Genomic DNA, 13,973 nt, shown 5'->3' on the forward strand with positions numbered 1-13,973 from the left:
AGTTTAAGAGAGATTTGAAAGTATGCGAAAAATTATCATTAACGGCGGCAAAAGATTGTCAGGGGAAGTAGCGGTCTCTGGCGCTAAAAACAGTGTAGTGGCATTAATTCCAGCGATTATTTTAGCTGGCGACAAAGTCACTTTAGATGGTGTTCCAGCCATCAGTGACGTGGATTCTTTAGTTGAAATCATGGAAATCATGGGGGCTGAGGTTGATTATCAAGGAGAGACTCTTGTTATTGACCCGAGTCAAGTTCAAAGTATTCCCATGCCTTACGGAAAAATTAATAGTCTAAGAGCTTCATATTATTTTTATGGCTCGCTTTTAGGTCGCTTTGGTAAAGCTACTGTTGGTCTTCCTGGTGGCTGCGACCTAGGACCTCGTCCTATTGATCTTCACCTTAAAGCTTTTGAAGCTATGGGGGCAGAGGTTTCCTTTGAAGGGGAAAACATGCATCTTGAAGCTAAGGATGGTCGTCTCCATGGTGCCCATATCTATATGGATACGGTAAGTGTTGGGGCAACAATCAATACCATGTTAGCAGCGACCCGAGCTGATGGGAAAACCGTAATTGAGAATGCGGCTAGAGAGCCAGAAATTATCGATATTGCAACCTTATTAAACAATATGGGTGCTCATATTCGGGGAGCGGGTACAGATATCATCACTATTGAGGGTGTTGATACCCTTCATGGAACAAATCACCAAGTGATTCCCGATCGTATAGAAGCAGGTACCTATATTGCTTTGGCGGCAGCGATTGGTGATGGTGTTAAAGTTACCAATGTTCTGTATGAGCACCTTGAGAGTTTTATTGCCAAACTTGAAGAAATGGGTGTAAGGATGACAGTTGAAGAAGATGCCATTTTTGTTGAAAAACAAGAAAATCTTAAAGCTGTTAATATTAAAACATCACCATATCCAGGTTTTGCGACAGACTTACAACAACCAATGACACCACTTTTATTAACAGCAAATGGACGCGGAACCATTATTGATACCATCTACGAAAAACGGGTTAACCATGTTCCAGAGATGGCAAGAATGGGAGCCGACATTTCAATTGTTGGTGGACAAATTGTCTATCATGGTCCAAATCATTTGACGGGCGCTCAAGTAAAAGCAACTGACTTAAGAGCAGGTGCAGCACTTGTGACAGCAGGCTTGATGGCAGAAGGAAAAACAGAAATTCGCAACATTGAATTTATTTTACGCGGCTATGCCAATATCATCGAGAAACTTCAAGATTTAGGAGCAGATATCTCCTTGATCGAAGAATAGTTTAGGAAGTTAGAAGAATACCAGTTTGAAACTTGCTTTCATTCGGTATCTAAAAAATATAGAGCCAGGGAAAAGATTGTCCCTGGCTCTTTTTGTCTGATGACTTACATAATTTATGTTAGAATTATCAGATGAATTAAGGAATAAAGATAAAAATTCGGCTACAAATTCTCCGTATTTACTGCTTTTTTTATAAAATTAATGTTTTTTTAAAAATATAGTTGACAATTCATCAGATGAATAGTATTATTAACTTGTAAATAAAACGCTTCCAAAAAATGGTAGCAAAAACAAGGAGGTTTCTCTAATGGAGAAAACATTTGAGGAAAGACAAGAAGTTGTCACATACAACCGTGCGAAAGTTTGGCAATTAGTGCTATTTGCTCTAAATAACGCATCCACAAATATTTATTTATTTGCCTTTATGTTTGTGACTTACTTTTCTACAGGTATCTTAGGTCTAGCAGCGATCTTTGTTAGTCAGATTATGGGTTATATTCGAATCTTTGATGGTTTTATTGATCCGGCAATCGGGATTCTGATTGATAAGACAGAAACAAAATTCGGGAAATACCGTCCTATTTTAGTTCTAGGTAATATCATTACTGCCTTATCATTGATTATGCTCTTAGCTTTAGCAAATGTTGATCAAGGTATTCGTTTCCCTCTATTTGTCATTGTTTTGATTATTCATAAAATCGGGTATTCAATGCAACAAACCATTACTAAAGCAGGGCAAACAGCTCTTACCAATGATCCAAAACAACGTCCAATCTTCAATATCGTAGATGCAGTGATGACAACTTCATTGATGACTGGTGGACAATTCGTTGTTTCTTCATTCTTAATTCCTAAGTTTGGAAATTTCACTCCTCAATTCTTTAATGCCTTAATCTATGGTACCATTGTTATTTCGGCAGTATTGGCTACCCTCGCAGTTATTGGTATTTGGTCTAAGGACCGTAAAGAATATTTTGGACTCGGAGAGAAAACACAGAAAACGCAACTCAAAGATTATTGGAAAGTTCTTAAAGGTAACAAACCGTTACAAGTGCTTTCTATAGCAGCTGCTTTGGTAAAATTCACTGTTCAATTCTTTGGGGATTCAGTTGTTATGGTAATGCTTTACGGAATCCTTTTTGGTAACTATGGCTTATCTGGTCAATTCTCATTACTCTTTGTTGTTCCTGGTGTCTTAATCAATATCTGGATTTCAGCAATGGCACGTAAAAAAGGCTTGCGTTTTTCATATATTAAGGCTTTACAGTTATCTCTCATTTCACTTCTTGTATTTGGAGTCGTATTATTCTTTGGTAAACCTGGTTCTTTAAGTTTAACAAACATTAATTTATATACCATTGCATTTATCATCACTTATATTGCTGCACGCTATTTAAGCCAGGCACCAGCAGGACTTGTATTAACAATGGGTGCGGATATTTCTGACTACGAAACATCTGAATCTGGTCGTTATGTTTCAGGGATGATCGGAACAATCTTCTCCTTAACAGATTCGATTGCCTCATCTTTTGCACCAATGGTTGTCGGTGCAATCTTAGCGACAATTGGTTTTGCTAAAAAATTTCCAACAATGGAAACACCTTTGACACCAGAACTTAAAATGGCTACAATTATCTTATTAGTAGGTATTCCATTTATCTCTTTACTAGTTGCTCTCTTCTTAATGAAATTCTATAAACTAGACAAAGAAGAAATGGTTCGCATTCAAGAAAAAATTCAAGTCATGAAGTCTGCTTCAAGTGATGAACGTGTTAAAGCGATTGCTAAAAACGTGCCATTAACTGATATGGATTATGTTGATGTAACCGATTATCCAGTCGACAAAGACTAATTCAAAGAAACAGCTTCACCTCAAGTGAGCTGTTTTCTTTATAGGAAAAGAATAATATAGGAGGTTAATGTGAAAAAAGTCGTTTCATTAGGTGAAATTTTATTACGTTTAAGTCCACCTCAATACCAGACCTTAACACAGGTCAATCAATTGGATTGTCAGTTCGGAGGGTCAGAACTTAATGTCTTGGCGACGCTGGCGCAACTGGGTCATCAAGTTTCCTTGATATCAGTTATTCCTGATAATGACTTGGGACGGATGACAGAACAATTTCTTTTTTCTAAACAAATCGGCCAAGATTATATTCTTAGAAAAGGTCATCGTTTAGGACTTTATTTCTATCAAAAAGGCTTTTCTTTGCGGGCTAGTCGAGTCACTTATGATCGTAAGTATTCTGCTTTTTGGGAAAGCAAACTGGCTGATTTTGATTTTGCTAAGGTATTTGACGGAGCGGATTGGTTCCATGTCTCAGGCATCACGCCGGCATTAACGACTGATTTGTATGACTTAACCTATTTCTTGATGGAGAAGGCACAGGGATTAGGGATAAAAATATCCTTTGATTTGAATTTCCGAGCTAGCTTATGGGATTCTTTCCAAGATGCCCGAGAAAAATTATCGCCCCTTTTAAAACTGGCTGATGTTTGTATTGGTCTTGAGCCCATTGATTTGGTAGGTCAAGATGGAGACTTGAAAGATGAACTAGGTCTGTCAAGGCCCTATAAAGATCAAGAGTTATTAAAGCAAGTTCTTAAGGAATTAGCTGAACGCTACCAATTAGAAAGTATTGCTTTTACCCAAAGAGAAAGCACCCATACTAATGAATACCAATTGAAAGCTTTTCTCTATCAAAATGGGCAACTTTATAAAACTGAGAAAGCTGGCATTCAAGTGCTAGATCGTGTTGGAACAGGTGATGCCTTTACAGCCGGGCTGATTCATGGCTTATTAAATCAATCCCCAGCTCAATTAGTTCTCGATACAGCCATGTCTTGCTTTAAGTTTAAACATACTATTGAAGGTGATATCAATGTTGTGACCAAACACGATATTGAACAATTATTATACCAAGAGTCACATGAAATCAAACGATAAGGAGAAAAATAATGTTATATCCAAGTTTTAGTAAAAGTAGAAGTGTCTATGATTTGAGTGGTTTATGGCAATTTAAATTAGGAGACCATAATCCCCAAGAAATCTTACCAAATGAAGAAGTTATGGTTGTCCCAAGTTCTTTTAATGATGTGGTTGTAGATAAAGATAAACGCAATTATATCGGAGATTTTTGGTACGAAAGAACACTTGAAATTCCCAAAGTAGCTGAAAATGAAGAGTTGGTCTTGCGTTTTGGCTCAGTAACCCATCACGCCAAAGTCTATGTCAATGGACAACTGCTTGGTCAACATAAAGGTGGCTTTACACCATTCGAGATAGTTGTACCTGATCAATTGGTCAATGAGTCTAGTTTACGCTTATCAGTCTGTGCCAATAATATTCTTGATTACAGTACTCTTCCAGTAGGTAATTATTCTGAAGAAATAGATGACGATGGTCAAGTTCGCAAAGTTGTCAAAGAAAACTTTGATTTCTTCAACTATGCTGGCATTCATCGTCCCGTTAAACTAGTTGTTAGACCAAAAAACCATATTAGAGAGATTGTCATTACATCCCAACTATCAGATGATTTATCAAGTGCCGACCTTCATATTGCAGTAGAAACTAGCCAAGCTGTTGATAGCTATCGTTTCACCATTATGGATGAAGATGGCAAAGTCCTAGCTGAATCTGATTCGTCTGACATTCACCTAGACCAAATCAGACTATGGGAAGTTCTAGATGCTTATTTATACACAGCTCGGATTGAAACCTACAAGAATGGTCAGCTGTTAGATGTCTATGAAGAACCTTTTGGTCTCCGGAAAATCGCTGTGCAGAATGGCCAATTCTTAATGAATAACAAGCCAGTTTACTTTAAAGGATTCGGAAAACATGAGGATACCTTTATAAACGGCCGCGGCCTTAATGAGGCAGCTAACTTAATGGACTTGAACTTGATGAAAGAGATGGGGGCTAATTCTTTCAGAACCTCTCACTATCCTTATTCAGAGGAAATGATGCGCTTGGCAGACCGCATGGGTATTCTTGTTATTGACGAAATCCCTGCCGTTGGCTTATTCCAAAACTTTACCGCATCACTCGACCTTGATGGGAAAGATAATGGCACTTGGCAGAAAATGGAAACCAAAGAAGCCCATGAATTGGCGATACAAGAATTGGTTGCTCGCGATAAAAATCACCCATCAGTGGTCATGTGGGTGGTGGCCAATGAGCCTGCCAGTCATGAACAAGGGGCACACGAATATTTTGAACCCTTAGTTAAACTTTATAAAGACTTGGATCCACAAAAACGTCCTGTTACCTTAGTAAATATCTTGATGGCGACACCGGATAAAGATTTGGCTATGGATTTGGTAGATGTCATCTGCTTAAACCGTTATTATGGTTGGTATATCGATCATGGTGATTTGAAAAAAGGTGAAAAAGGTCTTCGTCAAGAACTCTTACAATGGCAAGAAAAATTCCCGGAAAAACCAATCATCATGACGGAATATGGTGCTGATACCTTACCAGGTCTCCATTCTTCATGGGATATTCCTTATACTGAAGAATTCCAGTCAGCCTTTTATGAAATGACTCATGGTGTCTTCGATGAAATTCCTAATTTGGTTGGTGAGCAGGTTTGGAACTTTGCGGACTTTGAAACCAATTTGATGATTCTGCGCGTGCAAGGAAATCACAAAGGACTCTTCTCAAGAAATCGTCAGCCCAAACAAGTGGTTAAAGATTTCAGAAAACGTTGGCAAGCCATTCCTAATTACCATTACAAAAAGAAATAGTGTACAATAGTAATAGGTAAATTAGAAGAGGTGACAAAATGGCTAGACCATTAGTAGAACAAGCAGCAGAACGCTTGTTACAATTGATATTAGAACGTGATTATCCCATTGGTGCTAAGCTTCCCAATGAATATGAATTAGCTCAAGATTTAGATGTTGGTAGAAGTACTGTTCGTGAAGCTGTTCGTAGTTTAGCGACTCGTAATATCTTAGAGGTCAGACAAGGTTCAGGAACATACATTAGTTCCAAAAAAGGTGTGGCAGAAGACCCTTTTGGCTTTGCCTTTGTTAAAGACCGGGTTAAGTTAACAACTGACTTATTTGAGTTACGCTATCTTTTGGAGCCGAGAATCGCTGAGCGGGCAGCTCAATTTGCTTCCGACGAAGATATTGTTAGGTTGGAAGAGGTTGTCTTAGCCATCGAGAAGGCTCTGGCAGAAAATGATCCCATCCATTTGGAATTGGATGTTAAATTCCATAGTATGCTTGCTGAAATGAGTGGTAATATTGCTGTTACCAGTATGATTCCGGTTATCAATCAGTCTATTCAAATCATTAATGAGGATTATTCAAATCGTCAGATGAAACAGACGAGTATTGATGCCCATCGAAATATTTTAAAAGCTATTCAATCTCGCCACCCAATTGCTGCATATGATAGCATGCTTGCCCATATATTGACTGTTAGACAAACGGTTTTAAACGATTGGTTTGATAAGAAAATTGACATCCAAGGTCTACCAGCAACAGATAATCATAAAAAATAAGAGAAGGAGATCAGAGAAATCTGATCTTTTTTTCGATTTTGATATAAAATCCTTGACAATTCATCTGATGACTTCTATAATAGAATTATGATAACGATTACAAATGAGGAGGTCACTATGTTAGATGTCTTAAAAGAAAATTACTTCTTTGCAGTGGTACGTGGAGCGGATGAAGAGGATGCTAAAGAGATTTCACGCTATGCTATTGCTGGGGAGATTCGCAATATTGAAATCACTTTTTCCACACCAAATGCAGCCCAAGTTATGGCAGATTTGTCTGAGGAATTTGCAAATCGTAAGGATGTGGTCATTGGTGCGGGTACAGTTATGGATAGCAAGTTAGCACAAGAAGCCATCGATGCAGGTGCTGTCTTCCTAGTAAGTCCTCATTTTGATCCAGCAATTGCAAGTTTAGCTAAGGAAAATAAGGTCTATTATTTCCCAGGTTGTGCGACCGTTACAGAGGTTGTTACTGCTATGAAGGCATCTTGCCCAATCATTAAACTTTTCCCTGGTGGACAAGTTGGACCTGGTTTTATTAAAGATATTCACGGGCCAATCCCAGAAGTTGCTTTAATGCCTTCGGGAGGTGTTTCAATCGATAATGTTGCTGACTGGAAAAAAGCAGGTGCGGTAGCTGTTGGCGTTGGCTCAGCTTTAGCTCGAAATGTTGCCAGTCAAGGATACGAAAGTGTTACAGAAGTAGCAAAGGCTTTTGTTTCAGCTTTAGACAAATAAGAGGAGTAGCTTATGGCTTTCAATGATGACAATTTTATGTTACAAACGGATGCTGCTAAACGCATCTATCAAGACATTAAAGACCAACCTATTTTTGATTACCATTGCCATTTAGATCCTAAAGAAATCTTTGAAGACAAGGTTTACGAAAATATTGTTGATATCTGGCTTGGTGGTGACCACTACAAATGGCGTCTCATGCGTGCTAACGGTGTTTCAGAAGATGAGATTACTGGTAGCGCTGATAAATTAAGCAAATTCAAAGCTTTTGCTAGAACCTTGCAACGAGCTTATGGTAACCCAGTATACCATTGGTCAGCAATGGAATTGAAGAATGTCTTTGGGATTGAAGAAGTCCTAACAGAAGCAAATGCTGAAGCAATTTACAATCGTCTCAATGCTTACATTCAAAAAGAAGAAATCTCACCAAGAAAACTAATTGCAGCAAGCAAAGTTACCTTTATTGGAACAACCGATAATCCATTAGATGATTTGGAATGGCATGCCAAACTAGCTGCTGATGAGAGTATGTCAACAACTGTTGCACCGACTTTCAGACCGGACCAAGCTTTTATTGAACATGCTCAATTTGCTGATTTTGTGAAAGGTTTAAGTGAAAAAACCAATCATCAGATTACAGATTTCCAATCTTTTGTGGCTGCTTTAGAAGAACGGATTGCCTACTTTGCTCAACATGGTTGTAAGGCAAGTGATATTTCCTTTACGGAAATTGTTTTTGAAGAAGCGGATGACCAAGTCATAGATAACTTGTTAGCTAAAGCGCTTAAGGGTGAAAAATTGGCTTCCTTAGATATCAAACAATGGCAAACAGCACTTTTTGCTCAATTATGCCGACTATATAAAAAATATGGTTTTATCACACAAGTTCACTTTGGAGCACTTCGGAATAATCATTCAGAACTTTACAAAAAATTAGGTGCTGATGTTGGTATCGATTCCATGGGTGACCAAACTGCTTTAACCCTTAATATGAACCGTCTCTTGGATAATCTTGTTCAAAAGGACAGTCTGCCAAAAATGATTTGGTATAACCTTAACCCATCCTATAACATTGCGGTGGCTAATACCCTTGCCAACTTCCAAGCTAATGAAGTTGGGGTTAAATCTTATCTTCAATTTGGTGCAGGTTGGTGGTTTGCGGATACTAAGCTTGGTATGATTAGTCAAATGGATGCTTTAGCAGAACAAGGTATTTTAGCGAACTTCGTTGGCATGTTGACAGATTCACGTAGTTTCTTGTCTTACCAACGTCATGATTATTTCCGCAGAATACTTGCAAACTACTTAGGTCAGTGGATCAGCCAAGGCCAAGTTCCTGAAGATTATGATGCTCTGGGCAAGATGGCTCAGGACATTGCTTATAACAATGCGCAAGCCTATTTTAACTAAAAAAGAAAACAGAAAACTAGAGGTATTAAGATGAAAATGTCATTTAGATGGTACGGGAAAAATGATCCTGTAACCCTTGAAGAAATTAAAGCAATTCCTGGTATGCAAGGGATTGTAACAGCAGTTTATGATGTTCCTGTTGGTCAGGCTTGGCCTTTGGAAAACATTTTAGAATTGAAAAAAATGGTAGAGGATGCTGGTTTAGAAATTACAGTTATTGAATCAATTCCAGTTCACGAAGATATCAAACAAGGTAAAGACACACGTGATCAGTTGATTGAGAACTACAAAACATCCATTGAAAACGTTGGTAAAGCTGGAATTCCAGTTGTTTGTTACAATTTCATGCCTGTTTTCGACTGGACTCGTTCAGACTTAAACCATCCACTACCAGATGGGTCAACTTCCCTAGCTTTCTTAAAATCTGACTTAGAAGGTGTTGATCCTGTAGCGGATGACTTAAACCTACCAGGTTGGGATTCATCTTATTCTAAAGAAGAAATGAAAGCCATTATTGAAAACTACCGCAATAATATTTCTGAAGAAGATTTGTGGGCTAACTTAGACTACTTTATTAAAGCCATCATGCCTACAGCTGAGGCAGCTGGCGTTAAAATGGCGATTCACCCTGATGATCCTCCTTATGGTATCTTTGGTTTACCTAGAATTATTACTGGTCAAGAAGCAGTTGAACGTTTCTTGAATATCTATGATTCAGAAAATAACGGTATTACCATGTGTGTTGGTTCATACGCTTCAGATCCTAAAAATGATGTTCTTGCTATGACAGAGTATGCTTTGAAACGCAACCGTATCAACTTTATGCATACACGTAATGTAACTGCTGGTGATTGGGGCTTCCAAGAAACAGCACACTTGTCACAAGCTGGTGATATCGACATGAACGGTGTTATCAAACTTTTAGTAGACTATGATTGGAAAGGGTCTCTTCGTCCCGACCATGGTCGTCGCATTTGGGGTGACCAAACCAAAACACCTGGTTACGGACTTTACGATCGTGCCTTAGGTGCAACTTACTTTAATGGTTTATATGAAGCTAATATGCGTGCAGCAGGTAAAACACCTGACTTCGGTATAAAAGCAAAAACAGTTGGCAATAAATAATTAAGAGAAAAGAAAGAGGAATAATATGGCTAGAGTAATTGATTTTAAAGATAAAGTTGTTGTTGTAACTGGAGCTGGTGGTGTCCTTTGTGGCTTTATGGCTAAAGAATTCGCTAAAGCAGGTGCTAAAGTTGCCCTCTTAGACCTTAATCAAGAAGCAGCTCAAAAATTCGTTGATGAAATTGAAGCAGAAGGTGGCATTGCTAAAGCTTATAAAGCTAATGTTCTTTCAAAAGAAAACTTAGAAGAAGTTCGTCAGGCTGTTCTTAAAGATCTTGGCGTGACTGATATCTTAGTAAATGGTGCTGGCGGTAACTCACCAAAAGCAACAACTGACAATGAATTCCATACACTTGATTTACCAGCAGAAACAAAAACTTTCTTCGACTTAGATGAAGCAGGTATCAGTTTTGTCTTCAACCTAAACTACTTAGGTACCTTGTTACCAACGCAAGTTTTTGCACAAGATATGGTTGGTCGTCCAGGCGCAAACATCATTAACATTTCATCAATGAATGCCTTCACACCACTAACAAAAATCCCTGCATATTCAGGTGCAAAAGCAGCAATCAGTAACTTTACCCAATGGTTAGCCGTTCACTTCTCTAAGGTTGGTATTCGTTGTAATGCCATCGCTCCGGGCTTCCTTGTAACTAACCAAAACCGTGGCCTTCTTTTCTCTGAAGATGGTCAACCAACTGCTCGTGCTGAAAAAATCCTTAATAACACTCCAATGGGACGTTTTGGTGAAGCTGAAGAATTGATCGGCGGACTCTTCTTCCTAGCTGACGAACAATCAGCAAGCTTCGTAAATGGTGTCGTATTACCAATCGATGGTGGATTTGCTGCCTACTCAGGTGTTTAATCTTTTCGTCACTTTGTGACATCGCAAAGCTAATAGTGTGTCTTCTCTAAAAATTATAAAAGCTCTGACCTTTAGTTAATCTCCCTAAAGGCCCAGGGCTTTTTGATTTAGATTGAAAAGTGATCAAGCTCTAAGCCCACAGCATTCATCTGAAAATACGCAAAAGCAGTCGTTTCATATTTCAAACAATTTTTCAAACAGATGATTTAGGTCTTTGGAAAAAACAGAAAGTGGTCATATGATTTTAACTTAAAAATAAGTTATTTTTTTAATTGACACCGTTTTCAAGTCGTGTTATAATAAATTCATCAGATGAATTACAGGAAAATGGAGGTTCTTATGACAGATGTAAAGCAAAGCTATGTCTTTTGTGTTGATTCCGATGGTTGTGCCATGGATACCATGACCTACAAACACCAATTGTTTTTTGGTCCCATCGCTGCTGACACCTTTGGTATTTCCCAAAAAGAAGACTTTTTGAAGGAATGGGATCGGGTTAATCTTTTTTCGAAAACCCGTGGTGTTAACCGTTTTGTTGGTTTGGTTATGGGCTTGGAATATGCTGGTTTGGAAAATATCTCAGCTCTTAAAGAGTGGGTTGAAACAACCAATTCCCTCTCAAATCAGTCATTGGAAGAGGCTCTCGCCAAGAATCCAAGTGATGATTTGCAGAAGGCTTTGGACTGGTCAAATGAAGTCAACCGTCAGATTAAGGTCTATGAAGGTGATGCTTTAGCTTTTCCAGGTGCTCTTGAAACCCTGGCAAAATGTCATGAGCTAGGTAAGATTTATGTTGTAAGTTCTGCTAACAAGGAAGCGGTTGAAGAAGAGTGGCAAGAACAAGGCTTGATGACTCATGTTGACGACCTCTATTGTCAAGACCGAGGTAAGAAAGAAGATGTCATTGCTGGTCTGATTAAAGAAGGCTTTGACCCTGAAAAAATCATGATGGTTGGTGATTCACCTGGTGATTTAGCAGCTGCTGAGCAAAATGCTGTTAGCTTTTATCCAATCCTTGTTGGGAAAGAAGAATTCTCTTGGCTTAATTTAAAAGATAAAATCGCAAATGCTTTTGTTAATGGTAACTTAAGCCATCAGGATAAAGAAGCATTCAAAGATGCTTTTTGGAAAAACTTAGAGTAGACGTAAGGTCAGAAAGGAATTTATAATGACACATTTAGTTGATTTAACCAAAAAACCCTTTAACTTAGATCAAGAAGCAATTGCTTGGGTTGAGAAAACCATAAGCGAGATGACACTTGATGAAAAAATTGGTCAATTATTCTTCAATATGGGAGCTAGCCGTTCAGAAGACTATTTGACTCAAGTTTTAAATGATTACCATATCGCAGCCGTTCGTTATAATAAAGGACCTGCTAGTGAGATTTACGATCAAAACTTTATTTTACAAACCAAATCAAAATGGCCAATGTTAATTGCTGCTAATACCGAAGCTGGTGGTGATGGTGCCGTTACAGATGGTACTATGGTTGGTGATGAAATTAAGATTGCTGCAACAAATGATTCTCAATTTGCTTATGAAATGGGTCGTATTGCTGGTATTGAAGCATCAGCTGTAGGTTGTAATGCTTCCTTTGCCCCAATCGTTGATATTACCCGCAACTGGCGTAATCCAATTATTGCTAACCGTACTTGGGGTTCAAATGTTGACCAAATTATTGACCTTTCTAAACAATATATGAAAGGGATTATGGAGCACAACATTATGCCATTTGCCAAACACTTCCCAGGCGATGGTATTGACGAGCGTGACCACCATTTATCCTATGCTTCAAACCCAATGGGCAAGGAAGAATGGATGTCTACTTTCGGTCGCATTTATGGTGAATTGATTGAAGCTGGGTTACCTGGAATTATGTCAGGGCATATTCACTTGCCAAATGTTGAAAAAGAAATGCATCCTGAACGTAACCTGGATGAGATGTTACCAGCATCTTTAAACAAAACATTGCTTGATGAATTACTTCGTGGTGAATTAGGTTACAATGGGGCAATTGTTACCGATGCTTCACACATGGTTGCCATGACGGCTTCAATGCCACGTCGTGAATTATTGCCAACAGCTATTGAAGCTGGTTGTGACCTCTTCTTGTTCTTTAATGACCCAGAAGAAGACTTGCAATGGATGAAGGAAGGCTATGAAAATGGTATTCTTTCAGATGAACGCTTGCATGATGCCCTTCGTCGTTCCCTTGGTCTCCGTGCTAAATTAGGCCTTCATAAATTTGAAGGACGCCGTCAAGACTTATTCTTACCGAAAGAAGAAGCAATGGCTCTCATTAATACTGATGAAGCGAAAGCTATTTCTGATCAAGTTGCGGATAAGGCTATTACCCTTGTTAAAGACAAACAAAAAGACATTTTCCCTGTGACTCCTGACCGTTACAAACGTATCTTGATTGTCAACGTTGAAGGTCATAAGGGTGGCTTCGGTGCTATGATTGCCGGAAATAAAAAACGAGCTTCTGATCATGTTAAAGAATTGCTTGAGGCACGTGGTCATCAGGTGACTGTTTGGGAATCTACGGAAGAAAGAATCATGAAGTTACCTGAAAGTGAACGGGCAGCAGCTTTTGCTAATGTTTACGCTCAAAAACAACCAATTTCTAACTTGACTGACAATTATGATTTAATCATTAACTTGGTTGATGTTAACTCTGGTGGAACGGTTCAACGAATTGTCTGGCCAGCTGCTAAAGGTACGCCAGACCAACCTTTCTACGTTCATGAAATTCCATCTATCGTTGTTTCTGTTCAACATGCTTTCGCTCTTGCTGATATGCCTCAAACAGGGACATATATCAATGCTTACGATGGCAAACCAAATACTATGGAAGCCCTTGTTCGTAAATTAGCTGGTGAATCTGAATTTACAGGTGTCTCATCAGTTGATGCTTTCTGTGGCTTGATTGATACACATATTTGGAGACAGCCTAAATAAGCCATTTTAATAGGGCTAAAGACTCTGATTTCAGAGTCTTTTTTTTTGTGATTGATACAGTTTCGACTTTTCATC

11 protein-coding genes are annotated in these 13,973 nt (G+C 38.6%); all 11 read left to right on the plus strand.

Annotated features, from left to right (window positions below):
- The first annotated feature begins 22 nt into the window (after nucleotides 1-22).
- The 11 genes from A9Q68_RS00970 to A9Q68_RS01020 all read left to right on the plus strand — a co-directional run bounded on the left by A9Q68_RS00970 (nucleotide 23) and on the right by A9Q68_RS01020 (nucleotide 13,898).
- Nucleotides 23-1,282 carry a UDP-N-acetylglucosamine 1-carboxyvinyltransferase gene (locus A9Q68_RS00970; RefSeq protein WP_071792795.1) on the plus strand — a complete coding sequence of 420 codons (1,260 nt, stop codon included), beginning with the start codon at nucleotides 23-25 and terminating at the stop codon, nucleotides 1,280-1,282.
- 307 nt (nucleotides 1,283-1,589) lie between these two features.
- The gene (locus A9Q68_RS00975) at nucleotides 1,590-3,134 is read left to right on the plus strand and encodes an MFS transporter (RefSeq protein ID WP_071792796.1); all 1,545 of its coding nucleotides are present in this window, start codon (nucleotides 1,590-1,592) and stop codon (nucleotides 3,132-3,134) included.
- A 69-nt stretch (nucleotides 3,135-3,203) separates the two neighbouring features.
- Nucleotides 3,204-4,229 (plus strand): sugar kinase, encoded by a 1,026-nt coding sequence (locus tag A9Q68_RS00980; RefSeq protein WP_071792797.1) that lies wholly within the window; start codon nucleotides 3,204-3,206, stop codon nucleotides 4,227-4,229.
- An 11-nt stretch (nucleotides 4,230-4,240) separates the two neighbouring features.
- Complete coding sequence (gene uidA / locus A9Q68_RS00985) at nucleotides 4,241-6,031, plus strand: beta-glucuronidase (RefSeq protein WP_071792798.1); 1,791 nt, start codon at nucleotides 4,241-4,243, stop codon at nucleotides 6,029-6,031.
- Between the two features lie 38 nt (nucleotides 6,032-6,069).
- Complete coding sequence (locus A9Q68_RS00990; RefSeq protein WP_071792799.1) at nucleotides 6,070-6,798, plus strand: FadR/GntR family transcriptional regulator; 729 nt, start codon at nucleotides 6,070-6,072, stop codon at nucleotides 6,796-6,798.
- A gap of 117 nt (nucleotides 6,799-6,915) precedes the next feature.
- Nucleotides 6,916-7,536, plus strand: a complete 621-nt coding sequence (locus tag A9Q68_RS00995) for a bifunctional 4-hydroxy-2-oxoglutarate aldolase/2-dehydro-3-deoxy-phosphogluconate aldolase (protein WP_071792800.1) — start codon at nucleotides 6,916-6,918, stop codon at nucleotides 7,534-7,536.
- 12 nt (nucleotides 7,537-7,548) lie between these two features.
- Nucleotides 7,549-8,946: a glucuronate isomerase gene (gene uxaC / locus A9Q68_RS01000; protein WP_071792801.1), complete on the plus strand. Its 1,398-nt coding sequence runs from the start codon at nucleotides 7,549-7,551 to the stop codon at nucleotides 8,944-8,946.
- Nucleotides 8,947-8,976: 30 nt separating this feature from the next.
- Nucleotides 8,977-10,071 (plus strand): mannonate dehydratase, encoded by a 1,095-nt coding sequence (locus A9Q68_RS01005; protein ID WP_071792802.1) that lies wholly within the window; start codon nucleotides 8,977-8,979, stop codon nucleotides 10,069-10,071.
- A 25-nt stretch (nucleotides 10,072-10,096) separates the two neighbouring features.
- Nucleotides 10,097-10,936: an SDR family oxidoreductase gene (locus A9Q68_RS01010; RefSeq protein WP_071792803.1), complete on the plus strand. Its 840-nt coding sequence runs from the start codon at nucleotides 10,097-10,099 to the stop codon at nucleotides 10,934-10,936.
- Between the two features lie 339 nt (nucleotides 10,937-11,275).
- Nucleotides 11,276-12,079: an HAD family hydrolase gene (locus A9Q68_RS01015; protein ID WP_071792804.1), complete on the plus strand. Its 804-nt coding sequence runs from the start codon at nucleotides 11,276-11,278 to the stop codon at nucleotides 12,077-12,079.
- Between the two features lie 25 nt (nucleotides 12,080-12,104).
- Nucleotides 12,105-13,898 (plus strand): glycoside hydrolase family 3 protein, encoded by a 1,794-nt coding sequence (locus tag A9Q68_RS01020; RefSeq protein ID WP_071792805.1) that lies wholly within the window; start codon nucleotides 12,105-12,107, stop codon nucleotides 13,896-13,898.
- Nucleotides 13,899-13,973 lie beyond the last annotated feature (75 nt).

The organism is Streptococcus bovimastitidis (genome assembly GCF_001885095.1).
GTDB classification, from domain to species: Bacteria; Bacillota; Bacilli; order Lactobacillales; family Streptococcaceae; genus Streptococcus; species Streptococcus bovimastitidis.

Excerpts from the sequence above, each read along its gene's own strand:
- A9Q68_RS00970 (WP_071792795.1), top strand. The coding sequence starts at position 23 with ATGCGAAAAATTATCATTAACGGCGGCAAAAGATTGTCAGGGGAAGTA.
- A9Q68_RS00975 (WP_071792796.1), top strand. The coding sequence starts at position 1,590 with ATGGAGAAAACATTTGAGGAAAGACAAGAAGTTGTCACATACAACCGT.
- uidA (WP_071792798.1), top strand. The coding sequence starts at position 4,241 with ATGTTATATCCAAGTTTTAGTAAAAGTAGAAGTGTCTATGATTTGAGT.
- A9Q68_RS00990 (WP_071792799.1), top strand. The coding sequence starts at position 6,070 with ATGGCTAGACCATTAGTAGAACAAGCAGCAGAACGCTTGTTACAATTG.
- A9Q68_RS00995 (WP_071792800.1), top strand. The coding sequence starts at position 6,916 with ATGTTAGATGTCTTAAAAGAAAATTACTTCTTTGCAGTGGTACGTGGA.
- uxaC (WP_071792801.1), top strand. The coding sequence starts at position 7,549 with ATGGCTTTCAATGATGACAATTTTATGTTACAAACGGATGCTGCTAAA.
- A9Q68_RS01005 (WP_071792802.1), top strand. The coding sequence starts at position 8,977 with ATGAAAATGTCATTTAGATGGTACGGGAAAAATGATCCTGTAACCCTT.
- A9Q68_RS01010 (WP_071792803.1), top strand. The coding sequence starts at position 10,097 with ATGGCTAGAGTAATTGATTTTAAAGATAAAGTTGTTGTTGTAACTGGA.
- A9Q68_RS01015 (WP_071792804.1), top strand. The coding sequence starts at position 11,276 with ATGACAGATGTAAAGCAAAGCTATGTCTTTTGTGTTGATTCCGATGGT.
- A9Q68_RS01020 (WP_071792805.1), top strand. The coding sequence starts at position 12,105 with ATGACACATTTAGTTGATTTAACCAAAAAACCCTTTAACTTAGATCAA.